The organism is Streptomyces sp. CNT360 (genome assembly GCF_000424785.1).
This window is the reverse complement of record NZ_AUKO01000028.1, coordinates 91925-115062: the sequence shown is the minus strand read 5'-3', so window position 1 is coordinate 115062 and position 23138 is coordinate 91925. Positions and strand designations below refer to the sequence as shown.

Genomic DNA, 23138 nt, shown 5'->3' with positions numbered 1-23138 from the left:
GGAGTTCCGCGCGGCGATGGCCCGGCTGGCGGCAGGAGTGGTGCTGGTCACCGCGCACGACCCGGAGGAAGGGGCGCGCGGTGAGGACGTCGGCATGACCGCCACCGCGTTCCTGTCCGTCTCCCTCGAACCGCCGCTGGTGCTGATCAGCCTCCGGGAGGGCTCCCGGATGGACGAGCTGCTCTCCCGCCAGGACCACTGGGCGGTCTCCCTGCTGACCGACGCCCAGACCAGTACCGCCGGTCGTTTCGCCATGAAGGCGCGGCTCAGCGACCGGCTCCTCTTCCAGGAGCTCCCGCACACCCGGGGCACCACGAGCGGCGCTCCCCTGGTCGACGGCGCCCTGGCCGCCGTCGAGTGCCGCACCGAGCAGTGTGTGACCGCGGGCGATCACACACTGGTGATAGGGCGCGTCCTGGCCACCCGGCTCACCCACGGGGAGAACGGCCCCCTGCTCTACTACAGCGGCCGCTACCGCTCACTGCGCTGACCCCACCGTCCGCCACGCTCCGCGGCTGCCCACCCCGCCCAGCCCCTCACCGACCTCACCACCCACTACGCACCCGGAACTGCCCCGCCGGAGCACCACCGGTCCCACCACCCAGGGCACCACCGGGGCCCACCACCGGGGCACCACCGGTCCCACCGCCCCGGCACCGGGCCCACCACCCGGGAAACGCATCAGGCTCGCCACCCGGCGCACCACCAGGCCACCCAGAGCGGCACCAGGCCCACCGCCCAAACCAGCACGGAACTCACCCCCGGGCTACCCGCCCAGGACGGCACCGGGCCCACCACCAGCCCCGCCGCCCCGCACCGGGGCCCACCACCGGGGCACCACCGGTCCCACCGCCCCGGCACCGGGCCCACCGCCCGGAAAGCGCATCAGGCTCGCCACCCGGCGCACCACCAGGCCACCCAGAGCGGCACCAGGCCCACCGCCCAAACCAGCACGGACTCGCCCCCGGCACGCCACCGGGCTACCCGCCCAGAGCGGCACTGGGCCCACCACCCGGCGCACCACCGGCCCCGCCGCCCCGCACCGGGGCCCACCGCTCGGCACGCCACCGGTCCCACCGCCCCGGCACCGGGCCCACCACCCGGAAAGCGCATCAGGCTCGCCACCCGGCGCACCACCAGGCCACCCAGAGCGGCACCGGGCCCACCGCCCGCTACGGACCCCGAACTGCCCCCAGAGCGGCACCGGGCCCGCCGCTCGGGGCGGCGTACGGCTCGCCGTTGGGTGGGGTCAGTCCCAAGTGCGGCCGGAGCGACCGCGCTTGACCTCGCTGCGCTGCTTCTTCTGCCGCAGGCGGCGCTCGTTGATGCCGCGGGGCATCTTCTTCTTGCGGCGCGGCGGCGGGGGCGGGGCCGTCGCCTCCGCCAGCAGGGAGGCCATCCGCACGGCGGCCGTCTCCCGGTTCCGCCACTGGGACCGGTGCTCGCTCGCCCGTACGACCAGCACGCCGCCGTCGACGAGGCGCCCGGCCAGCCGCTCCAGCGCGCGGCTCCGCCACACCTCGGGGAGCGACCGGGTACGCGCGAGGTCGAACCGGAGCTCGACCTGGCTGTCGCTGGTGTTCACGTGCTGCCCGCCCGGGCCCGAGGAACGCATGAAGCGCCACGTCAGCTCGGCCTCGGGCAGCGGGACCGAGCCGCGGATGTAATAGGGACCGGACATGCCTCCATGGTCCGTCTTCGACGCGCACACGTCACCCGCATTTCGTACGGGCCGCGCCCGCCGCCCGCGCCGGCCGGGCCAAAACGCCGCCGCCCCCGGCGTGCCGGGACCGCGGGCAAAGAAAGCAAAGAAAGCTGGAACCCGTCGTCGGGCCGAGTGCGTTGTGAGGAGTGAGACGTGGACCGCGGACCCCGGTGAGGTCCCGGTCGACGTCGACGGTGATCTCCTCCGGGAGTCACCACCGAGCCAACACGACAGAAGGGCACCCCCATGGCTGTAAGCCTGTCCAAGGGCGGCAACGTCTCGCTCACCAAGGAGGCACCGGGCCTGAGCGCCGTCACGGTCGGCCTCGGCTGGGACGTGCGCACCACCACCGGTACGGACTTCGACCTGGACGCGAGCGCCATCGCGGTGAACCCGGAGGGCAAGGTCTACTCCGACCAGCACTTCGTCTTCTTCAACAACAAGGCCACCCCGGACCAGGCGATCGTCCACACCGGCGACAACGTCACCGGCGAGGGCGAGGGCGACGACGAGCAGATCAACGTCAATCTGGCGACCCTGCCCGCGGAGGTCGACAAGATCGTCTTCCCGGTCTCGATCTACGACGCGGAGACCCGCAGCCAGAACTTCGGCCAGGTGCGGAACGCCTTCATCCGCATCGTCAACCAGGCGGACGGCAACGAGATCGCCCGCTACGACCTGAGCGAGGACGCCGCCACGGAGACCGCGATGGTCTTCGGCGAGCTGTACCGCAACGGCGCCGAGTGGAAGTTCCGCGCCGTCGGCCAGGGCTACGCCTCGGGCCTGGTGGGCATCGCCCAGGACTTCGGCGTCAACGTCTGAGACCCGGGACCGACCGCCGCGGCGGCCCAGGCCCGGCAACCGGCGGGCAACACCTGCACAGGGCGGCGCTCCTGGCTCCAGGAGCGCCGCCCCGCGGCCGTGCCGCCACGGCGTGACACCATCGCGGCGTGCTCGACATCGGTTACGCCCTCTCCCGCCGCTTCCCCGACCCGCCCCAGACGGACTACCGCGAGGCCGACGTCCGCGCCCTGCGGCACGATCTGTTCTGCGGTGACGTCTACCTCGCGGACACCGGAACGGACCGCGAGCTGTCCACAGCCTGGGGATGGGTTCCGGTGCTCGACTTCGCGTGGGCACTGTGCGACGTCGTGGAGGAGCTGGACCGCGACCCCGCGGGAAGCCGCTCCCCCGGGCCGCACCGCGCCGCACTGGACTTCACCGAGTCCAGTGATCTGCTGCGCTTCACCCGGCGCTTCGGCTGGGTGGACGTCACCGCCGACTGGTCGGCGGAGAGCGAACGGCAACCGCTGACCTTCTCCCACTCCGCACTGCGCCGTGAGGCCCGCGACTTCCTGCACGACCTGGTCGCGGACCTCACCGACCTGCACGGGGGCCTGGCGGACAACCCGGCCGTCTGGGCACTGACGGCACGCTTTCCCCGCATGCCATGACGGTACGAAGGAGCCGCAGCCGCCGCGTCGACCGCTCCGCCACGGCTGCGCCCAACCCCCTCTGCCGCGGCCTCAGTCGGCGGGTGAGACGCGGAGCAGCACCGTGCCGTGGGCCGGCACCTTGGCCGACAGGTCACCGTCCGAGGTGCTGTCCGTGTGCTTCCACAGGTCGCGGACCTCGTAGGAGTCGGCCTGCGGCAGCCCGACCCCGCCTGCCTCGGTGGAAACGGTCTGCTCCGTGTCGCTCTCGTTGAAGAGAGCGACGGCGCGGCTCCCGTCGGACATCTCCTTGGCCACCACCCAGCGGCCGTCCTGTTGCGAGACCACCTCACCCTGCTTGCCGAGCGGGTCCTGGTCGACGGCGACGACCTCCTTGTTGGAGAGGATCTCCAACGCGGCACCGTCGTCCTTGCGCAGGTCGGAGCCGATCAGCAGCGGTGCCGCCATGACGGACCACATCGAGAAGTGGGTGCGGTACTCGATGTCGGTCATCCCGCCGTTGCCGACCTCCAGCATGTCCGGGTCGTTCCAGCCGCCGGGGCCCGCGTACTGCGCCAGCGGCAGGTTCTCCTTCATGATCCCGAGCATGCTGTCCCAGTTGTCGGAGATGTCACCCGTGGTACGCCACAGGTGCCCCAGGTCCCCGGCCCACTGCCACGGCTCGTTCTCGCCCCACTCGCAGATGCTGTAGACGATGTCGCGGCCGGTCTTGTCGAGCGCGTCCCGCATCGCCTGGTACCGCTCCTCGGCCGGGACGCCCTCGTTGTTGCAGTTGTCGTACTTGAGGTAGTCCACGCCCCAGTCGGCGAACTGGCGCGCGTCGCTCTCCTCGTGGCCGAGCGCGCCCGGCATACCCGGCTCCGTGCTGCACGTGTGGGTGCCCGCACTGGTGTAGACGCCCAGCTTCAGCCCCTTGGCGTGCACGTAGTCGGCGACCGCCTCGATGCCGTCGGGGAAACGCTCCTTGTCCGGGACGAGCTTGCCGTCCGCGTCCCGCTCCGGCTCGGCCCAGCAGTCGTCGAGGTTGATGTACTCGTAGCCCGCGTCCTTGAGGCCCTTCTCGACGAAGATGTCCGCGGTCTCCTTGACCATCTTTTCGTCGAAGTCGGCCTCGCAGTGCGTGGCGTTCCAGTTGTTGAAGCCCATCGGCGGGGTCTTGGCCAGTCCCTCACCGGGCGGCGCGGCCGGGGCCGCCTCACCCGCCGCCGGGACGGGATCCGGTACGGCCGCGGGGCCGCTGCCCGGGGTCGGGCCCGCGGCCGAGGCGGGGCCGGCCAACCCGGCCCCGCAGAGCAGGGCGACGCCGATCGCGCTGGCGACCCGTCTGCCGGTGACGCGACCGCCGTCGTCCGACCTGCTGTCATCTCTTCGGTGCACGACACGGCTCAATACGGTGGGGCGCATGTTCCGTCCTCCCGGTCGTTCGCCGGGCTGCCCCGCGTCATGGTCGGCGGGGCAGCCCTCATGACAGCCTCACCGTAGGACCGTGTTCACCTCTGTTGGAACCCTCACGACAAATGTTTGTTTCCGTGTGTTCCTTTGCGCCGGCACCGGTGCCGTTCGCCGCGCGGCCCGCTCGACGGCGGACAGTTCAGCCCTCCACTCAGCCCTCCACCCGTACGCCGAGCTGAGCCGCGAACGCCGGTGCCAAATCCATCAGTTGGCCCGGCGAGATGACCGCACCCGCCAGGTCGCCCACCCCCGCGGCCACATCCAGCTCCGTCGCCCCGCGCAGATCCACGTCCTTGAGCCGCGCCTGGTGGAACTCGGCCCGCCGCAGCACGCAGTCCCGGAACTCGACCCGTTCGAGCGAGGCGCCGGAGAAGTCCGGCTCGCTGAGCACACACTCCTGGAACGTCACGTCTCTGAGGGCAGCCTGACGGAGGTTCAGGTAGTCGATCTTGCCGCCCCGCACCAGCACCCGGTCCCACCGCGCCCCGTGCAACTGGACACCGCCCAGCCGCGCGTCCCGCAGCTCCACGTCACGCCATCCGGCGCCCGCCAGGTCCGTACCGACGCCCCAGACCCCCTCCAGCACCGAGTCGATCACGCGCAGCCTGCCCAGGCGCGCCTCGTCCAGCGCGCAGCGGTACATGCCCACGTCCAGCAGCGTCGCCCCGCCACCGTCCGTACCGCTCAGGTCGAGCCCCTCGAACCGCACCCCGTCGTAGTCCCCGTCCGGCTCCAGCCCGCGCCCCTCGAAGGGGCGCAGCTCGGACAGGGAGACCTCGGGGCGCCGTGCCGCGCGTACCGCTGATGTCGCCATGCCCCCATGCTGCCCCCGACCACTGACAACGGCCCCGCGCGCCCGGGCGGGACAACGGTGCCGCCTGCCCCGGGCAGGACAACGCTGATCGGCGACTGGACGGTTGCCGGCCGGCGAGGTCTCCTCACGCCGGGTCGGCCGCCGCCGCAACGTCCGGCCTGAAGACCTCTCTCGGCTTGACCAGCGCCCGCATCCGGGCCCCACTCACCGCGTCACCGTCGCCCCCTTCCCCGGGCGCCTCCCCCGCAGCGCTCTGAGCGAGGTACGTACGCCACGGACCGACCCCCAGCACGGCGCCGACGACGAGGCCGAAGGCACCGAGCACATCGGCCGGCTGCACACCGGACCGCCGCCCCGCACCGCGCCGCCGACGCCCTTCGCCCACGGCACCGTCACCGTCGCCGCGCCGGATTCCTCCCTTGCGCGGCCCACTCTCGTCACCCTCACCCACTGCTCTCACCTGCCTCGTCTCTGCCGTTCACCGGCCGGCCGTCACCCCGTGCGCCGCGCGTCCCACGCCCGCCCACCTCGCTCCGGCCGCACCAGCCCGTCCCCCGGTGTGATGCGGCTGCCGCACCTAAAGTTCACGGCACGTCCCGCCCCTCCCCGCGGCTGAACGAGACGAGACGGGCCGCCCGACGCAAAGGGACGCGTGTGGCCAGGAGGTGTGGCCAGGAGGTGTGGCCGAATGACGACGCCTCACCGCCCGGGTTCTTTACCGATCTGCCGCAGTACGGCTAAAGTAAGGGCACTCATTTCTTCTACGAAGACGGAGGGGAGGTAAACCGTGCTGATTCTCATGAGCAACTGGGCCGCCGGTAAAAGCGTGTGGCACAGGACCTGCGGCGTGTGGCGAGAAACTGCGGGAAAGGCCGGTTCCTTCACCTTCTCCGCCACCGGGAACAATTCTTCGTCCGTATGAACCGTAGAAGTGCGCGCCCGGCCCGTGCGGGAAGGCGAGCGCGATGTACCTCCAACTCCTCGAATCCCTGGGCACGTTCTTCGGCGGCCTCGGCGCCCTCACCGCAGCCACCACCCAACTCCTGACCTTCCTCCAGAAGAAGTCCGAGGGGGAGGCCGACGCCGGAGAGCCGGGCGTCGGCGGCGACAGCCGGCGGCCCCCGATGCACCCGCTGAAGTGCCTCACGTACTCGCTCGCCATCTGACCTTCACCTGCTCCGCATTTCCGCTCCGTCACCCACGGAAACGGTTGCGCCGACATCACCGCACCGTCAAAGCCGAACACTCCGGTCCCGCACACGGAATGCAAAGAGGAGCGGCAGAAATCGTGCGAATGCTTTCCTTCAGAAGGGCCGCCGGTTCGCCGGTCGGGATTCCTGGGGAGGCCGACATGAACGGCAACGACTTCCTCCGCGAGCAACTCCGCCTCGCACTCCGCTTCGGCACCGCCTTCACGGCCCTCGCCCTCGCGGGCGCGGCGCTGTCCCTCTCGGGCGCTCCGGACCTGGTGTCCTGGCCCGCCGCAGCGGGAGCAGCCACCGCAGGCTGGTGGGGCGGGGACCGGCTGATGAGGCGGTACGAGGAGCGGCACTGACGGCGTCGCCGTAACCCCTGACTGCCGGGCTGCCACGGTGGCCCGGCCCCGACATATCCACCGACTTCGACGCCGAAGAGCTCTACCTCGACCATCAGCCACAGCGCGCGGGCCGTGAGGTCCTGCACCGGGAGACGAAGACAGAGGACTCGGAGGATTTCCTCCCCCTGCCGGAACCCTGCCTCGCAGCGCTCCGCCAGCGCCGTCAGCAGCAACAGGAGGACCGGAGAGCGGCCGGAGAACTCTGGCAGGACGTACACAGGCTGATCGTCACCACCCGCTACGGGACACCGATCGAACCCGGCAACCTCACCCGGGCCTTCGCCGTCCGCGTCCGCCAGGCCCACGTCCGCGCGATCCCGCTCCGGAACACCCGGCACACCACGGGTTCGCTCCCCGTCGCCATGAAGGTGCACCCCAAGGTGGCGCAGCGGATCTTGCGGCACTCCAAGTTCACGATGACCTTCGACGTGTACTCGGAGGCCAGCGACGAAGAGATCCGCGAGGCGCTGCAACGTCTCTCCCGCGGCTTCGGCCAAGAGCCGCCGGACGTCGCCGAGGAGTCCGCGGGAGGCTCGTAGCGGTCCGTAACGATCACCCCGGTTGCTGTCCTCCGCTGCTGTACGGCACGAAAGAGGCCCCGCATCGATCATGATGCGGGGCCTCTGAGCTGCGGAGCCGCCTGTCGGATTCGAACCGACGACCTTCTGTTTACAAGACAGATGCTCTAACCAACTGAGCTAAGGCGGCGGGGTGCGGTGTTGCTCGTGCAGTGTACCCGGCGCGGGTTCGGGCTGGTCGGACTACTGACAAACGGAGGATCACAGGCTAGCGTCCAGGCCAGGTCCACGCAGTGGACTACACCTCCCCCTTTACGACGGATCGTCCGGCACGTACCTGCCGGTGAAGGAGAAGAGAACATGGCCACGGTCACCTATGACAAGGCAACCCGGGTGTACCCCGGAGCGGAGAACCCCGCCGTCGACAAGCTCGACATCGAGATCGAGGACGGCGAGTTCCTCGTCCTCGTCGGCCCCTCCGGCTGCGGTAAGTCCACGTCGCTGCGGATGCTCGCAGGGCTGGAGGACGTCAACGAGGGCAACATACGCATCGGTGACCGGGACGTGACCCACCTTCCGCCGAAGGACCGGGACATCGCGATGGTCTTCCAGAACTACGCGCTGTACCCGCACATGTCCGTGGCCGACAACATGGGCTTCGCCCTGAAGATCGCGGGCGTCCCGAAGGCCGACATCCGCAAGAAGGTGGAGGACGCGGCGAAGATCCTCGACCTCACGCAGTACCTGGACCGCAAGCCGAAGGCGCTCTCGGGCGGTCAGCGGCAGCGGGTCGCCATGGGGCGGGCCATCGTCCGTGAGCCGCAGGTCTTCCTGATGGACGAGCCGCTCTCGAACCTGGACGCGAAGCTCCGTGTGCAGACCCGTACGCAGATCGCGGGGCTCCAGCGCCGGCTCGGCATCACCACCGTGTACGTCACGCACGACCAGGTCGAGGCCATGACCATGGGCGACCGGGTGGCCGTCCTCAAGGACGGGCTACTCCAGCAGGTCGACAGCCCGCGCAACATGTACGACCGCCCCGCCAACCTCTTCGTCGCGGGCTTCATCGGCTCCCCGGCCATGAACCTGGTGGAGGTCCCGATCACCGACGGCGGCGTGAAGTTCGGCAACAGCGTGGTGCCGGTGGAGCGCGACGCCGTGAAGGCCGCCGCCGACAAGGGGGACAAGACGGTCACGGTCGGTGTCCGGCCCGAGCACTTCGACCTTGTCGACGGGGAGGGCTCCGGCGAGGGCGAGGGCAAGAAGCTGACCAAGGGCGAGGCCGCGGGTGTCCCGGTCACGGTGAACGTGGTCGAGGAGCTCGGTGCCGACGGGTACGTCTACGGCACCGCCCAGGTCGGCGGCGAGGAGCGCGACCTGGTGGTCCGCGTGTCCGGCCGCAGCGTCCCGGAGAAGGGCACCACCATCCACGTGGTACCGCGCGGTGGCGAGTCCCACGTCTTCGCCACCTCCTCCGGCGAGCGCCTCAGCGACTGAGGCCCGAGCGCGGATTCGGCCGCCGGGGCGGGTGCGCAGAGGCACGCCCGCCCCGGCGGCCTTTTCTCGAACACTCCAGCATCAGGTCCCTCGAAGCGGTGACACAATGTCGCCAAATCACTACCGCTCGCTACCATCGCGGGCGTGAACCACGCAGCCCGCCGTATCGGCCGATCCCTCGCCCTCGTACTCCCGGTCGTGCTCGTTCTGTCCGGGACGCTCGCCGTCACCCGTGTCCCGTGGGCCACTGCGCCCGCGGACTCGCAGGTCCTCGCCTCCTCCGCACACGACGCCGCGTCGTCGGACAGCGCCTCGGACGGAGCGTCCCCGGACGCCTCGTCGGCGGACGCCTCGACGCCCACCTCCCCGGGCACCGCCTCGAACGCACGCGCCCCACAGGACGTGCTCCGGCACCGTCTCGTCGCCGAACTCCAGGAGAAGGACCCGGGGGTGGCGCTCAACAGCCTTCAGCGCGCCGTCAACCGGAAGCCGTCGCTGGCCCGCCACTGCTCCTCCCTCGCTCGGGCGCTCGGCAAGGCCGCCGTCCACAAGTACGGACCCCAGGGCGCCCAGCGGTTCTCCCGCCCGGTCTGTGACACGTCCTTCGCGTACGGCGTCGCGCAGATGAGCTGACGGCGGCACCGGAACGCGAAAACGCCCCGGAATGCCTCCGAACACCCTGGAATGATGCGGAACGCATCGGAACGTCCCGGAACACGGCACGCTCCGGGCTTCGGACGAAGCCGGACTCCCGGCTCCGGTCCAGGAATCGGCTCCGGTCCACAGATCGGCTCCGGTCCATGGATCATCGGGCTCCGGTCCACAGATCGGCTCCGGTCCATGGATCATCGGGCTCCGGTCCAGGAATCGGCTCCGATTTAGGAATCGGCTCCGGTCCAGGGACCGACTCCGGCCCGGGGACGGACTCCGGCCCGAGGACCGACTCCGGTCCAGGGGTGAACCGGCTCCCGGGAGCCGGGTGTCCGGGCCGCACACGCGCCCCTGCCCGGGGCCGGGGCCCAACCTGCGGGGGCCGGAGCGGTACCCGTACGACACACCCCGCAGCCGCGCGCCCCGCGCGCATAGGCTGCGGCACATGACCCAGCATCCGACCCAGGCCGTGATCCTCGCCGGTGGGCAGGGATCACGGCTGCGGCCGTACACCGACGACCGCCCCAAGCCGATGGTGGAGATCCCCGGCACCGGGGTACCGATCATCGGCCACCAGTTGGCCTGGCTCGCGGACGAGGGCGTCACCGACGTCGTCGTCTCCTGCGGGCACCTCGCCGAGGTACTGGACGAATGGCTCGGCAAGGCCGAACTGCCCTGCCGCGTCGCGACGGTGACCGAGCCCGAACCCCTCGGACGGGGAGGCGCGCTGAAGTTCGCGGCACGCTCCCTGCCTCGCCCCGACGAGCCGTGGTACGCGACCAACGGGGACATCTGGACCCGCTTCTCGCTGCGCGGGATGGCCGCCTTCCATGCGGAGCGCGACGCCACGGCCACTCTCGCGCTCGCCCGGCCGCGCATCCCGTGGGGTGCGGTGGAGACCGACCAGTTCGGTCACGTCCTCGACTTCATCGAGGCGCCACCCTCCCCATACCTGATCAATGCGGGCGTCTACGTCTTCGCACCCCGGTTCGCGGGGCTGCTGCCGGAGCGCGGCGACCACGAGCGCACCACCTTCCCCCGCCTCGCCCGCGAACGGGCCCTGGCGGGCTACCCGCTTCCCCAGCGCTCGTACTGGCGCGCCATCGACACGGCCAAGGACCTGACCGAGGCCGCCAGGGAACTCGCCGGCGACAACGGAGTCTGAGGCCCCTCGCCCCCCCCGGGGGGCCACCCGTCCGGCGCGCCACACGCACGAGGGCCGTCGGAGTCCCCGGAGTGTTCCGAAGGACCCGACGGCCCTCTGCCTCCCGTATGCGTACGCGGCGTACGCGGTGCCTCAGCCGTGGCCCAGCAGGCCACCCAACGCGCCGCGTCCGCCACCGCCACCGCTGCTGCCGCCGCTGCTGCCGGTGGAGGTGCCGCCGGCCGAGCCCGTCGACGTGCCGCCGCCGGAGTCGGAGGACTCGCGGGAGAGGCCGTTGCGGGAGCCTGAGCTGCCCGTCGTGGCCTGCGGCGGCTGTTGCTGCTGTTGCTGGGGTGGCGCCGTGGTGCCCTGCTCGCCCGGCGTGGTGGCGCCCTGCTGGGCGCCCTCGGTGGCGCCCTGTGTGCCGCCCTGACTCGGGGTGGCCTCCGGACCGCTGGTGGCCCGTTGCTCACCGGGCCGGGTCTCGCCCGTGGAGGGGTGGCGTCCCTTGTGGCGGGCGTCCGTGCCGCCGCGGTGGCCGTCCGCGCCGCCTGCGGGACCACTGGTGGCCTGGCCGGTGCCGGCGCTCTGCCCGGGGGTGCCCGGCATCGGCGAACCGGGCAGCCGGTTGGTGGGGACCTCGCCGCGGCCGGGGACGGTGGTGGTCTGCGAGGAGCGGACGGCGCTGCCCAGCAGGGAGCCGACGAGCAGCGCGAGGCCGACGATGACGGAGGCGGCCAGCGTGCCCCGGCGCAGCACGCGGCGGCGCAGGTCCCACAGGGTGACCCGGGGGCCGAGCTTGCGCCAGGCCTCGCTCGCCAGCCGGCCGTCGACGGAGAAGACCGGGGCGCCGGCGATGATCAGCGGGCTCCAGGCGGCGAGGTAGATGATGTCGGGCGCCTCGTAGGCGGGCACGGAGCTCCAGCTGACGGTCAGCAGCAGGGCGACGGACAGCAGTGCGCCGACGCCGGCGGCGAGGCGCTGCCACAGGCCGAACATCGTCAGCACGCCGACGATCACTTGAAGGAACGCCACTGTGAGCCCCGAGCCGACCGGGTGGGCGAGGGCGAAGTCGCGGAGCGGGGAGGCGATCGTCCACGGGTGGAGGGAGCGGAGCCAGGTGACCATGGAGCCGCGTTCGCCGCCGTCGAAGTAGACGGGGTCGCACAGCTTCCCCATGCCGGCGTAGACGGTGATGAAGCCGAGGAAGATGCGCAGCGGGAGGAGGACGACGCCGAGGTTCAGCCGGCGCCCGGGGTAGTAGGCGTGCCGCACCCCCTCGCGGCGGCGACGCCCGTCGGCGTCCCGGCTGTCGGCGGCCCCGGGGTCGGTGTCGTCGACGTAACCGTCGTCGGGGTGGACGCCGCCGGGGTAGGCGTCGTACAGGGCGGTGGCGGGGCCGGGGCGGGACGGCGCGGGGACACCGCCGCGGCGTCCGACGGTGCCGAGCTCACCGGTGTCGAACTCGCCGGTGTCGGCGCCGCCTCCGGCGGAGCCGTAGCGCTCGTGCGTGTCGTCGTCGAAGGCGCCGCGCGCCGGCCGTACGCCCTTGAGCAGCGGTTCGCCCGGGGGCGGCAGCGGCTGCCCGCTCTCGGAGGGCTGCGGGCCGCGGGGCGGGCCGACCACGGTGGCGGGACCGCCGGCGCCCGGTCCGCCGCGCGGCGGAGTGTCCATGACACGGGGGAGCAGCTGCGTGGACGGGGGCTCGGTCCCGGTGGCCGCGGGGCCGGCGAAGCCGACGAGGCCGGCGGTACGCGCGGCCTGGATGACCTTCGTGGCGCCCGTGTCGTCCGGCTCGGCACCGCCGCTCCAGACCACGGGCGTACGGCGCCGCGCCTGCCGTGCCGGGCCGGTCCCGCGGGCCGCGCCGGCCGCCACACTGCCGGCGGCGACCGGGATCGGCTCGGTGTCCTCGAAGGCCGTCCCGCGCGCGTGGGGCGCCGCGAACGCGGCCCCCACGGGAACGGCGGAGGCCGCGGACGCCAGGGCGGCGCGCGCGGCTACGGACGAGGAGAGGGCGGTCGGCGCCGTCGAGGACGCACCGAGCCGCACTCGGAAACTCGCGTGATTGACGACCACCTCAGCGGGGTCGGACGGGACCTTGACCGTGCTCAGCACCGGCTCGTCGTCGAAGAAACCGCGGGGGCTTCCCCCTGGGCTGTGCCCAGAGCCGCGGCCCGAAGCGCCGGGTGCGCGGGGTGTTCTGGTGTCCACACTCATCTAACCGAGTGACGGACGGTTAGGACACTGCCTTGACCGCACCGATCTGTCCGAGGCCCGTCAAGCCGGCCGGGCAGCCCCTCCCTGCCCCCTCCGGCGCCGGACGGGGCCCGGCGCCGCGCACGCCCCGGTCAGCTCCGGCGCCGCGCCGCCTCGTACAGGACGACGCCCGCGGCGACACCCGCGTTCAGCGACTCGGCACCGCCCGGCATCGGGATCCGCACCCGCAGGTCGCAGGTCTCCCCCACCAGACGGGACAGCCCCTTGCCCTCGCTGCCGACGACCACCACGAGCGGGCCGTCGAGCGCGGCCACGTCCTGGAGTTCGACCTCGCCGTCCGCGGCGAGCCCGACCACCGTGAGGCCTGCCTTCTGGTAGCCCTCCAGCGCACGGGTGAGGTTGGTGGCGCGCGCCACCGGCGTACGCGCCGCGGTGCCCGCCGACGTCTTCCACGCCCCGGCCGTCATCCCGGCCGCCCGCCGCTCGGGCACCACCACGCCGTGACCGCCGAACGCCGAGACGGAGCGGACGACGGCGCCCAGGTTGCGCGGGTCGGTCACGCCGTCGAGGGCGACGATCAGCGGGTCCTCGCCGCGGTCGAACGCGACCGCCGCCAGGTCCTCGGGGTGCGCGTACTCGTACGGCGGCACCTGGAGGACCAGACCCTGGTGGTTGAGGCCGTTCGTCATCCGGTCGAGCTCCGGCTTGGGCGCCTCGACCAGCCGGATGCCGCCCCGCTCACCCGCGACCCGGACCGCCTCGCGGACCCGGTCGTCGCTGTCGACGAACTGCTGGACGTACAGGGCGTTCGCCGGGACGCCCTCGCGGAGCGCCTCCACGACCGAGTTGCGGCCGACCACCAGCTCCGCGGTGCTCTTGCCGCCGCGCGGACCGCTCCGCTGCGTGCGGCCCTGCGCGCGGCGCGCCTTCACCTGCGCGGCACGCTGCTTGGCGTGGCCCTTGCGCATCTCGGCGGGCGGCGTGGGGCCCTTGCCCTCCAGGCCGCGGCGGCGCTGTCCTCCGCTGCCGATCTGCGGGCCCTTCTTCTTCCCGGGCATGGGTACCTACCTTGGTTGGTCGCTTGCTTGGTCGCTGCTTGGACGGTGCGTGGGCGGTGCGTGGACCGCGCCCGCGGCTCCGGACGGAGACCGCGGCCACGGGCGGCCGCGGTCTCGGACGTACGTTTCGGATGTACGTGCGGCCTGTCAACGGTACGGCACGGCGCGGGGCCGCGCCCTCACTCCGAGGCCAGCTCCCAGCGGGGCCCCGCGGGGGTGTCCTCGATGGCCAGGCCCGCGCGCTTGAGGTCGTCGCGGAGGGCGTCGGCCGTGGCGTAGTCCTTGCGCTGCCGGGCGGCCTGCCGCTGCTCCAGTACGAGACCGACCAGCGCGTCCACCACCGGGTGCAGGTCCTCGGCGGCGCCGCCGGACGGGCCGCCGGACCAGGCGGGGTCGAGCGGGTCCATGCCCAGGACACCGAGCATGGCCCGCACCTCGGCGACCGCCGTGGCGACCGCCGCCGCATCGCCGTCACCCAGCGCCGCGTTCCCCTGCCGCACCGTGGTGTGGACGACGGCCATGGCCTGCGGGACGGCGAAGTCGTCGTCCATGGCCTCGGCGAACGCGTCGGGCACCCGGCCGGCCGGCGGTACGTCACCGGCCGCCTCGGTGCCCCGCTGGAGGAAGCCCTCGATGCGGGCGAAGGCGGCGTCCGCCTCGCCCAGCGACTCCGGGCTGTACTCGATGGTGGAGCGGTAGTGCGGGGTGCCCAGGTAGTAGCGCAGCACGAGCGGGCGCCACTGCTTGACCATCTCGCTGACCAGCACCGAGTTGCCCAGCGACTTGCTCATCTTCTCGCCGCTCATGGTGACCCACGCGTTGTGCGCCCAGTAGCGGGCGAACTCGTCACCGTAGGCGCGGGACTGGGCGATCTCGTTCTCGTGGTGCGGGAAGACGAGGTCGACGCCGCCGCCGTGCACGTCGAAGACGCGGCCCAGGTACTTGTGCGCCATCGCGGAGCACTCCAGGTGCCAGCCGGGGCGGCCGGGACCGAACGGCGTCTCCCAGAACGGCTCGCCGGGTTTGGCGGCCTTCCACATGGCGAAGTCGCGGGGGTCGCGCTTCCCGGTCTCGCCCTCGGCGGCGGGCTGGCGCAGGTTGTCCAGGTCCTGGTTGGACAGCCCGAGGTACTCGGGGAAGGAGCGGACGTCGAAGTAGACGTTGCCGTCGGCGGGGTAGGCGTGACCGCGGTCGATCAGGACGCGCATCATCTCGACCATCTCGGGGATGTGGCCGGTCGCACGGGGCTCGTAGGTGGGCGGCAGGCAACCGAGGGCGTCGTAGGCCGCGTTGAAGGCGCGCTCGTTCTCGTAACCGATCGCCCACCAGGGGCGGCCCTGCTCGGCGGACTTGGCGATGATCTTGTCGTCGATGTCGGTGACGTTGCGGACGAACGTCACCGCGTAGCCGCGGTAGGCGAACCAGCGGCGCATGATGTCGAAGTTCAGGCCCGAACGGATGTGCCCGATGTGCGGGGCGGCCTGCACGGTGGCACCGCACAGGTAGATCGAGACACAGCCGGGCACAAGCGGGCTGAAGTCGCGGATCTGCCGGGCGCTGGTGTCGTACAGGCGAAGAGTCACGGGGTCAAGCCTAGTAGCCCGCAGAACCCCGTTGTGCCCCTCCCGCAGGAGGGGCACAGGGAAGGTCACAGGCGGCCGGCGACCTTGTCGACCGTGACGCGGACGACGACGCGCTCCGCCTCGCCGGCCGAGTCAGGGTTGAACTCGCTGTACGGCTTGCCCGTGTACTTGTGCGACAGCTCGTCGATCAGCTCCTGACCGCCCTCGGTGGTCAGGGAGGCGGTGCCCCGCAGCTCCCCGTACGCGTACGGGTTGTCGGCGGGCTGCACCATGACGCTCACCCGCGGATCGCGCTGCATGTTGCGGGTCTTGCGCCGGTCGACGGTGGTCGAGATGAGCAGGTCGTCGCCGTCCCGCTTCACCCACACCGGGGAGACCTGCGGGCTGCCGTCGGGCTGCAGGGTGACGATGGCGACGAACACCTTGCCGTCGAGGATCTTCTTCAGGTCGTCGGAGAGCTGGGCCACGAAACGCTCCTCGGGTCGCGGTGGGGCAGGATCACGGGGTCGGCGTACCCCCGGCGTCCGACGGTATCCGCGACGCCCGTGGCCGCTCCCCCGACACCCCTGACCGCTTCTGCCCCTTCCGGGCCGGAAGCGGACGCGGGCGCTCTCAGCGGTCGGGCAGCACCAGGGCGGTGGCCAGGGCGGCCAGCCCCTCGCCGCGGCCGGTGAGGCCCAGGCCGTCCGTGGTGGTGCCGGCGAGGGAGACGGGGGCGCCGACCGCGGCGGAGAGCGTCCGCTCGGCCTCGGCCCGGCGCTTGCCGACCTTGGGCCGCACGCCGATGACCTGGACGGCGACGTTGCCGATCGCGAAGCCGCCGTCCCGCACGATGCGGGCGGCCTCCGCGAGGAGGGTGACCCCCGAGGCGCCGGACCACTCGGGGCGCCCGGTGCCGAAGTGGGCACCCAGGTCGCCCATGCCGGCGGCCGAGAAGAGGGCGTCGCAGGCGGCGTGGGCGGCCACGTCACCGTCGGAGTGCCCGGCGAGCCCGTACCGCTCCCCCTCCCACAGCAGTCCGCCGCACCACAGTTCGCGGCCCTCCTCGAACGCGTGCACGTCGGTGCCGATCCCCACCAGGGGGACCGCGGGGCGCTCAGATGTCACCGTCGGTCTTCCTCCGCTCCAGTACCGCCTCGGCGAGCACGAGGTCCAGCGGCCGGGTCACCTTGAAGGCCTCCTCGTGACCGGGCACGACGACGACCTCGACGCCGAGCCGCTCGACCATGCCGGCGTCGTCGGTGGCGCCCTCGCCCTGGGCTGTGAGCCGGGCGTGCGCCTCGGCGAGGACCTTACGGGCGAAGCCCTGCGGGGTCTGCACGGCACGCAGCCGCGCCCGGTCGGGGGTGCCGGTGACCGGCTCGGGCTCCCCTTCCGTACCCGGCTCCACCTGCTTGACGGTGTCGGTGACGGGCAGCGCGGGCACCACCGCGGGCGCACCCTCGCGGACGGCGGCCGCGACCGCGTCCACCGTTCCGCGGGGCACGAGGGGGCGGGCCGCGTCGTGGACGAGCACCGTCTCCACCTCGGCGGGCAACGCGTCCAGGCCGAGCCGCACGGACTCCTGGCGGGTCTCGCCACCGGGGACGACGACGGTGTCGGCCAGCCGGTGGGCCCGCAGCAGGGCGCGGACGGCGGGTGCACCGTCGGGCGGAGCGACGACCACGACCAGGTCGACGGCGTGGGCGCGTGCCGTCGCCCGGACGGCGTGGACGAGCATCGGCGTACCGCCCAGCTCGCGCAGCGCCTTGGGGGCGCCCGGGCCGAGCCGCACGCCCCGTCCTGCCGCGGGGATGATCACCGCGGTGCGGGGGCCTGGGTCACCGGGGGGACGCGGGTCTCCGGAAGGGGCGGTGCCGGTGGAATCGAGTGACATCGGTAGCGCGTTCAGGGTTTGTGTCCTCAGCCGGGGTGGGTATGGCCTGGGGGTGCCCCCGACCGTAGGTTGGGGGAAGTGCCGGGCGCGACCGTTCGACCGAGCCCTTCCGTGATCACCGGTCGAGCGTGCAGCCCGGGCCCGGCACGCCAGATCCTTCGAGCCAGATCCTTCGAGGGGGCCGAGCCCTCTGCGGGTTCAGAGGGGCACAGCCCTCAGCGAAGCGTGCGTGCGCATGCCGCCACATATGCCGCAGCGCCCGGCGACGACTGCTGTCATCCGGGCACCGCGGCATCTGGACCGTCCGTACGGACGGTCGCTGGGTCAGGAAGCGAGAACCTCGTCGAGCAGGGCCTCGGCCTTGTCCTCGTTCGTGTTCTCCGCCAGAGCCAGCTCGCTCACCAGGATCTGCCGGGCCTTGGCCAGCATCCGCTTCTCACCGGCGGACAGGCCGCGCTCGCGCTCACGACGCCACAGGTCGCGCACGACCTCGGCCACCTTGATCACATCGCCGGACGCGAGCTTTTCGAGGTTCGCCTTGTAGCGGCGGGACCAGTTGGTCGGCTCCTCGGCATACGGCGCGCGGAGCACCTCGAAGACCCTGTCCAGCCCGTCCGAACCGACGACGTCACGCACACCCACGAACTCCGCATTGTCCGCCGGCACACGCACCGTCAAATCGCCCTGCGCAACCTTCAGAACCAAGTAGGTCTTGTCCACGCCTTTGATCTGGCGAGTTTCGATAGCCTCGATCAGCGCGGCCCCGTGATGGGGATAGACCACGGTGTCGCCAACCTTGAACGTCATGTGTCAGGTACCCCTTCCGTGGCTATCCAGGGTAACACGGCAACGACGTCTTCTGAATGGCGTTTTCGCAGGTCAGGGCGTATCTCGGGGCTTGACAAGCGGCCCTCTATCGTGCTGCGGCCGGTCAATGCAAGCGGGTATTCGCAGGTGGGAGCGGGTCTGCCCGACCTCGGAAACGTGACCCGAGAGGCGCCGGAGACGGACTGCAACACGTCCGCGATGCCCGTTTTGTCCCCCTGTAGGGAGTGAGCTCTTCGCGTGATCTTCCGGCTTTCCCAAGAATTGATCGGTGGCTGTGCAAGAAGCTGTTGATCAATTCTTCATCGGCCCCACGCATTCTCCGCATTCGCCCGTACGGAGCGCCGCGCCAACGCGCGGAGCCGCACGGTGCGGGACGGCCGCGCGGTGCGGGGTCCCCCATGGAGCGGGCGGTGGCGGGGCGCCCTGCGGCCAGCGGTGTGGAGTCGCCCTCGGGTGAGTGCCGCGGAATCGTCCCGCGGCAAGCGGCGCGGGGGCGCCCCGGGGCGCCCTGCGGTGAGTGGCGCGGGTCACCCTTGCGGGAAGGGGTGCGGATTCGCCCTGCGGCGAGGCGCGAGTCCCTCCGGGGGCGAGTGGCGCCGGGTCACCCCGCGGCAAGACGCATGGCACCAGACCCTCCCGGACGAGCAGCGCCGGATCACCCCACGGCAAGACGCATGGCGCCAGACCCTCCCGGACGAGCAGCACCGGATCACCCGGGGTGAGAGGTGCGCACTCGACCTGCGGCGAGTGGGACGGAGGCATCTGCTGCGACAGGCGCGGAAGCGCCGCGCGACGACTGAAGCAGAGCCGCCCCACCGCACTTGGAGCGTCCGTGGACTCGACCTGCGGCGATCGGCACGAGTCGCCTTGCGGCGACCGGCGGAGCGGAAACGACGGGTGGAGGGGCACGGGCACGGGGCGCGTGGAGGCGGAGGGCCGCAACGGTGGCCCGGTTGAGCGGCGCCCGGCGCCAACGCGAGCAGCACGGAGACAGCGGACGACGAACCGCGCCGAAGCGCAGGAGCCACAACCGGCAGCAAACGATGGACAAGCACCGGCGCAAATGCGGGCGGCGCGGGCATCGGGCGACGAGCCCGTGGAAGCGCAGGGGCAAACCGGCGGCAAGCATCGGACGGCACAGGCGTCGGTTAGCAGTAATGAAGGCGGGACCACAACCGGCAGCAAACGGTGGGCGGCGACCAGCACAAGCGGGGCGCGGACATCGGACGACGAGCCACGAGAAGGCACAGGGGCCGCAACCGGCGGCAGTGGTGGGCGGCGACCAGCACAAGCGGGGCACGGCATCGGGCGGCGAGCCGCGCCGAAGTACAGGAGCCGCAACCGGCAGCAAACGGTGGGCAAGCACCGGTGCAAGCGTGGGCGGCGCGGGGCATCGGGCGGCGAGCCCGTGGAAGTGCAGGGGCAAACCGGCGGCAAGCATCGGACGGCACAGGCGTCGGTTGGCGGTGGTGAAGGCGGGACCACAACCGGCAGCAAGCACCGGCGCGGGAGCGTGGGCGGCGCGGGGCATCGGGCGGCGAGCCGCGCCGAAGTACAGGAGCCGCAACCGGCGGCAGTGGTGGGCGGCGACCAGCACAAGCGGGGCACGGCGTCGGGCGGCGAGGCGTGTGGAGGCGCGGGGTCGCAACCGGCGGCAGGCGGTGGGTGACGCAGGCGTCGATGGCCTGGGTGGTGTGGGGTGGGGTGGGTCGGAGGGTCGGGTGTGGGGCGTCCGCGGGCTGTCGGTACCCTGAGCGCGCACGCCAAGCCCATCCGTACGCGATCGGCAACGCTCCGGAGCGTCCCCCGCTCAGCAGCGTGCCGCCGCCCCAGCCCGCCTAGGAGTTGCCGCCGCCGTGAGCAGCAGCCTTCGTCGCGGCGCCCTCGCCGCCACCACCCTCGCGCTCGCCGCCGTCTCGCTGACCGCCTGCGGTGCCGGAAACGACGCCCAGACGCTGGAAGTCAAGCCCGACAACGCGGCGACGCATGTCGGGGACATCAAGGTGCAGAACGCCAACGTCGTCACCGACACCCACGGCAGCGGTGAGGCGACCGTGACGGCCCGGATCTTCAACGACGGTGCCAAGGACCAGACCCTCAAGGGCGTCTCCGTCAGCGGTCACCGCACCGAGCTGAGCCCGGCCAAGGGCGAGCGGAAGCTCGTCGTCCCGGCGGGCGGCTCGCTGGCGCTCGGCGGCAGGAACGAGGCCTCCGCGCTGCTCACCGACGCGAAGCGGGCCGGTGTCAAGGACGGCAACGCGCAGCCGGTCACCTTCGACCTCAGCCGCACCGGCGCCATCAAGCTGAAGGCCGCCGTCTTCCCGGCCGAGGGCTCCTACAAGACCGTGGGCCCCAGCTCCTCGCCCTCCAGCCAGGGCCCCAAGCCGGGCGGCTCGGAGTCCGGGAAGCCCGGCAAGCCGGGTGAGGAGAACCCGTCGTCCTCCGCGACGGCAGGGGAGCAGGGCGGAGCGGGCGAGCCCTCCGACGCCTCCTCGGCCACGCGGGGCGCCACCGAGGAGGGCGGCGCACAGGGCGAGCACGCCGGTCACTGAGCCGGCCCGGCATCCGCGGCGGCGGCCCGCCAGGGCGCCGGGCGGCTGCCCCACCCGCAGACGGCGAGAGGCCGCACCCCGGAGCAAGGGGTGCGGCCTCTCGCCGTCTGCCGCGCGATGCGGCGGGGCCCGTCCCCGGACCCGGCGGCACCGGCGGGGCGGCTCCGGCCGTCACCGGCGGTCACGACCGCTCGGGACCGCTCACGGCTCGAACTTGTAGCCGAGGCCGCGCACCGTGACCAGGTGGCGGGGGGCGCCCGGGTCGGGCTCGATCTTGGCCCGCAGCCGTTTGACGTGGACGTCGAGGGTCTTGGTGTCGCCCACGTAGTCGGCGCCCCAGACGCGGTCGATCAACTGCATCCGGGTCAGCACCCGGCCCGCGTTGCGCAGCAGCATCTCCAGCAGGTCGAACTCCTTGAGCGGCAGGTCCACCTTGCCGCCGCCGACGGTCACCACGTGCCGGTCCACGTCCATGCGGACCGGCCCCGCCTCCAGGGCCGCGGGGGTGACCTCCTCCGGCTCGCCACGGCGACGCAGTACGGCGCGGACGCGGGCGACCAGCTCACGCGAGGAGAACGGCTTGGTGACGTAGTCGTCGGCGCCTATCTCCAGGCCGACGACCTTGTCGATCTCGCTGTCCTTGGCGGTCACCATGATCACCGGGACGTTGGAGCGGCCACGCAGCTGGCGGCAGACCTCCGTACCGGGCAGCCCCGGCAGCATCAGGTCGAGCAGCACCAGGTCGGCGCCGTTGCGTTCGAACTCGTCGAGCCCCTCGGGGCCCGTGGCCGCGACGGCGACCTCGAACCCCTCCTTGCGGAGCATGTACGACAGTGCGTCGCTGAACGATTCCTCGTCCTCGACGACGAGCACTCGGGTCACGGGAGGACCTCCGGGGCGGAAAGTTGTTCATCGGCCTGGTCGACATACGGCCGCTCCTCCTCGTCGAAGGCGGCCGGTTCCTGCAGTGCGCCGGAGAGGTGGTTGCGGCCCAGCCGGTCGGCTCTGTCGGCCGCAGCACGCTCCCGCCCGCTGCCCGCCTCGGGCAGCCGCAGGGTGAAGGTGGAGCCCTGGCCCTCGGCGCTCCACACGGTGACCTCCCCGCCGTGCGAGGCGGCCACGTGTTTGACGATGGACAGGCCCAGACCGGTGCCGCCGGTGGCACGGGACCTGGCCGGGTCGACGCGGTAGAAGCGTTCGAAGATCCGCTCCCTGTCGCGCTCGGAGATGCCGATGCCCTGGTCGGTTACGGCGATCTCGATCATGTCGCCGCCCGGGGCCCGCAGGGAGCGGCCGGCGACCTTGACCCGGGTGCGGGCCGGCGAGTAGTTGACGGCGTTCTCCACGAGGTTGCCGAGCGCGGCGGCGAGCTGGCCGCGGTTCCCCCACACGTGGAGCCCCTCGGTGCCCCCGGCCAGCAGCGTGATCTGCTTGCCCTCGGCACTGTGCCGGCTGCGCTCGATGGCCTCGGTCACCAGTTCGTCGACACGGACCGACTCCGAGTCCTCCAGCGGATCGTCGTTCTGCACCCGGGACAGGTCGATCAGCTCCTGCACCAGATTGGTCAGCCGCGTCGCCTCGTTCTGCATCCGGCCCGCGAACCGCTGCACCGCCTCCGGATCGTCGGAGGCGTCCAGGACGGCTTCCGAGAGCAGGGAGAGCGCCCCCACCGGCGTCTTGAGCTCGTGACTGACGTTGGCGACGAAATCCCGCCGCACCGCCTCGATCCTGCGGGCCTCCGTCAGGTCCTCCACCAGCAGCAGCACCAGCCGGGAGCCCAGCGGAGCCACCCGCGCGGAGACCGCCAGGGCGTCGCCCCTGCCCGTACCGCGCCGGGGCAGATCCAGCTCGACCTGGCGTATCTCGCCGTCCCGCCGGGTGTCCCTGGCCATCTGGAGCATCGGCTCGACGCCCAGCTTGCCGCCCCGCACCAGCCCCAGCGCGTAGGCGGCGGAACTGGCCTTGACGACGGCGTCGCTCTCGTCCAGCACCACGGCGGACGAGCGGAGCACCGACAGGACCGTGTCGACGCCGGGGGGAAGGCCGGTGCCGGTGTGCAGCGAGGAGGCGGAGGTCCGCGTCGGGCGGGCCTGCTCCCGTTCGCTCCAGCGGAACGCCAGCATCGCGATCACACCGGTGCACACACCGGCGATCGCTGCTGCCGCGGCGACCGCCGCATTCACGTCCAT

The 23138-nt window shown here is 72.3% G+C and carries 21 protein-coding genes, 1 tRNA gene and 2 pseudogenes; 10 read left to right on the top strand and 14 right to left on the bottom strand.

All coding sequences use genetic code 11. The annotated features are described in order from the left end of the window. The first annotated feature begins 16 nt into the window (after window positions 1–16). Complete coding sequence (locus tag H297_RS0121480) at window positions 17–490, top strand: flavin reductase family protein (RefSeq protein ID WP_027738737.1); 474 nt, start codon at window positions 17–19, stop codon at window positions 488–490. 759 nt (window positions 491–1249) lie between these two features. Here the strand turns inward: H297_RS0121480 and arfB are convergent. Then, on the bottom strand, window positions 1250–1681 hold the full coding sequence (gene arfB, locus H297_RS0121470; protein ID WP_027738736.1) for an alternative ribosome rescue aminoacyl-tRNA hydrolase ArfB: 432 nt from the start codon (window positions 1679–1681) through the stop codon (window positions 1250–1252). A gap of 270 nt (window positions 1682–1951) precedes the next feature. On the opposite strand from arfB, the gene H297_RS0121465 reads away from it, so the two are divergent. After that, entirely contained in the window at window positions 1952–2527 is a 576-nt protein-coding gene (locus H297_RS0121465; RefSeq protein WP_027738735.1) for a TerD family protein, read from the top strand. 128 nt (window positions 2528–2655) lie between these two features. Then, window positions 2656–3159, top strand: coding sequence for a hypothetical protein (locus tag H297_RS0121460; protein WP_027738734.1), 504 nt, complete (start codon window positions 2656–2658; stop codon window positions 3157–3159). 84 nt (window positions 3160–3243) lie between these two features. Here the strand turns inward: H297_RS0121460 and H297_RS37670 are convergent. The 3 genes and pseudogenes from H297_RS37670 to H297_RS0121445 form a co-directional block, all read right to left on the bottom strand. Continuing rightward, window positions 3244–4536: pseudogene (locus H297_RS37670) on the bottom strand (glycoside hydrolase family 27 protein); the annotation flags it as partial. A gap of 226 nt (window positions 4537–4762) precedes the next feature. After that, window positions 4763–5425, bottom strand: coding sequence for a pentapeptide repeat-containing protein (locus H297_RS0121450; protein WP_027738733.1), 663 nt, complete (start codon window positions 5423–5425; stop codon window positions 4763–4765). Between the two features lie 124 nt (window positions 5426–5549). Then, on the bottom strand, window positions 5550–5876 hold the full coding sequence (locus H297_RS0121445; protein ID WP_158693713.1) for a hypothetical protein: 327 nt from the start codon (window positions 5874–5876) through the stop codon (window positions 5550–5552). 514 nt (window positions 5877–6390) lie between these two features. On the opposite strand from H297_RS0121445, the gene H297_RS0121440 reads away from it, so the two are divergent. From H297_RS0121440 to H297_RS37665, 3 genes and pseudogenes are all read left to right on the top strand, one after another. Further along, window positions 6391–6591: a hypothetical protein gene (locus H297_RS0121440; RefSeq protein ID WP_027738731.1), complete on the top strand. Its 201-nt coding sequence runs from the start codon at window positions 6391–6393 to the stop codon at window positions 6589–6591. A 185-nt stretch (window positions 6592–6776) separates the two neighbouring features. Next, window positions 6777–6980, top strand: coding sequence for a hypothetical protein (locus H297_RS0121435; protein ID WP_027738730.1), 204 nt, complete (start codon window positions 6777–6779; stop codon window positions 6978–6980). A 56-nt stretch (window positions 6981–7036) separates the two neighbouring features. After that, window positions 7037–7561, top strand: a pseudogene (locus H297_RS37665) (site-specific integrase); the annotation flags it as partial. A 95-nt stretch (window positions 7562–7656) separates the two neighbouring features. Here H297_RS37665 and H297_RS0121425 read toward each other — a convergent pair. Beyond that, window positions 7657–7730, bottom strand: a tRNA-Thr gene (locus H297_RS0121425). 170 nt (window positions 7731–7900) lie between these two features. Between H297_RS0121425 and H297_RS0121420 the strand changes: the two genes are divergently transcribed. The 3 genes from H297_RS0121420 to H297_RS0121410 all read left to right on the top strand — a co-directional run bounded on the left by H297_RS0121420 (window position 7901) and on the right by H297_RS0121410 (window position 10853). After that, window positions 7901–9037: a sn-glycerol-3-phosphate ABC transporter ATP-binding protein UgpC gene (locus tag H297_RS0121420; protein WP_027738729.1), complete on the top strand. Its 1137-nt coding sequence runs from the start codon at window positions 7901–7903 to the stop codon at window positions 9035–9037. Between the two features lie 144 nt (window positions 9038–9181). After that, complete coding sequence (locus tag H297_RS0121415) at window positions 9182–9670, top strand: hypothetical protein (protein ID WP_027738728.1); 489 nt, start codon at window positions 9182–9184, stop codon at window positions 9668–9670. A gap of 463 nt (window positions 9671–10133) precedes the next feature. Continuing rightward, window positions 10134–10853: a nucleotidyltransferase family protein gene (locus tag H297_RS0121410; RefSeq protein ID WP_027738727.1), complete on the top strand. Its 720-nt coding sequence runs from the start codon at window positions 10134–10136 to the stop codon at window positions 10851–10853. 132 nt (window positions 10854–10985) lie between these two features. Here H297_RS0121410 and H297_RS0121405 read toward each other — a convergent pair whose 3' ends face one another. The 7 genes from H297_RS0121405 to H297_RS0121375 form a co-directional block, all read right to left on the bottom strand. Beyond that, the gene (locus H297_RS0121405) at window positions 10986–13052 is read right to left on the bottom strand and encodes a DoxX family membrane protein (RefSeq protein WP_064744854.1); all 2067 of its coding nucleotides are present in this window, start codon (window positions 13050–13052) and stop codon (window positions 10986–10988) included. Between the two features lie 131 nt (window positions 13053–13183). Continuing rightward, entirely contained in the window at window positions 13184–14110 is a 927-nt protein-coding gene (gene rlmB, locus H297_RS0121400; protein WP_027738725.1) for a 23S rRNA (guanosine(2251)-2'-O)-methyltransferase RlmB, read from the bottom strand. A gap of 179 nt (window positions 14111–14289) precedes the next feature. Beyond that, window positions 14290–15693: a cysteine--tRNA ligase gene (gene cysS, locus H297_RS0121395; protein WP_027738724.1), complete on the bottom strand. Its 1404-nt coding sequence runs from the start codon at window positions 15691–15693 to the stop codon at window positions 14290–14292. Between the two features lie 65 nt (window positions 15694–15758). Further along, a complete protein-coding gene (locus H297_RS0121390) occupies window positions 15759–16160 on the bottom strand; it encodes a PPOX class F420-dependent oxidoreductase (RefSeq protein WP_027738723.1) in 402 nt (133 codons plus the stop codon). A gap of 145 nt (window positions 16161–16305) precedes the next feature. After that, a complete protein-coding gene (gene ispF / locus H297_RS0121385; RefSeq protein ID WP_027738722.1) occupies window positions 16306–16800 on the bottom strand; it encodes a 2-C-methyl-D-erythritol 2,4-cyclodiphosphate synthase in 495 nt (164 codons plus the stop codon). Beyond that, window positions 16790–17569: a 2-C-methyl-D-erythritol 4-phosphate cytidylyltransferase gene (gene ispD, locus H297_RS0121380; RefSeq protein ID WP_027738721.1), complete on the bottom strand. Its 780-nt coding sequence runs from the start codon at window positions 17567–17569 to the stop codon at window positions 16790–16792. Before ispD ends, ispF begins: the two co-directional genes overlap by 11 nt. Window positions 17570–17893: 324 nt before the next feature. Further along, window positions 17894–18376 carry a CarD family transcriptional regulator gene (locus H297_RS0121375; protein ID WP_016472332.1) on the bottom strand — a complete coding sequence of 161 codons (483 nt, stop codon included), beginning with the start codon at window positions 18374–18376 and terminating at the stop codon, window positions 17894–17896. A gap of 1877 nt (window positions 18377–20253) precedes the next feature. On the opposite strand from H297_RS0121375, the gene H297_RS0121370 reads away from it, so the two are divergent. Then, a complete protein-coding gene (locus tag H297_RS0121370; protein ID WP_027738720.1) occupies window positions 20254–20949 on the top strand; it encodes a copper chaperone PCu(A)C domain-containing protein in 696 nt (231 codons plus the stop codon). 201 nt (window positions 20950–21150) lie between these two features. On the opposite strand, the gene phoP is transcribed toward H297_RS0121370, so the two are convergent. Together phoP and phoR are read right to left on the bottom strand one after the other, a co-directional pair. Further along, a complete protein-coding gene (gene phoP / locus H297_RS0121365) occupies window positions 21151–21822 on the bottom strand; it encodes a two-component system response regulator PhoP (protein WP_486589608.1) in 672 nt (223 codons plus the stop codon). 5 nt (window positions 21823–21827) lie between these two features. After that, window positions 21828–23138 carry a two-component system sensor histidine kinase PhoR gene (phoR, locus tag H297_RS0121360; protein ID WP_027738718.1) on the bottom strand — a complete coding sequence of 437 codons (1311 nt, stop codon included), beginning with the start codon at window positions 23136–23138 and terminating at the stop codon, window positions 21828–21830.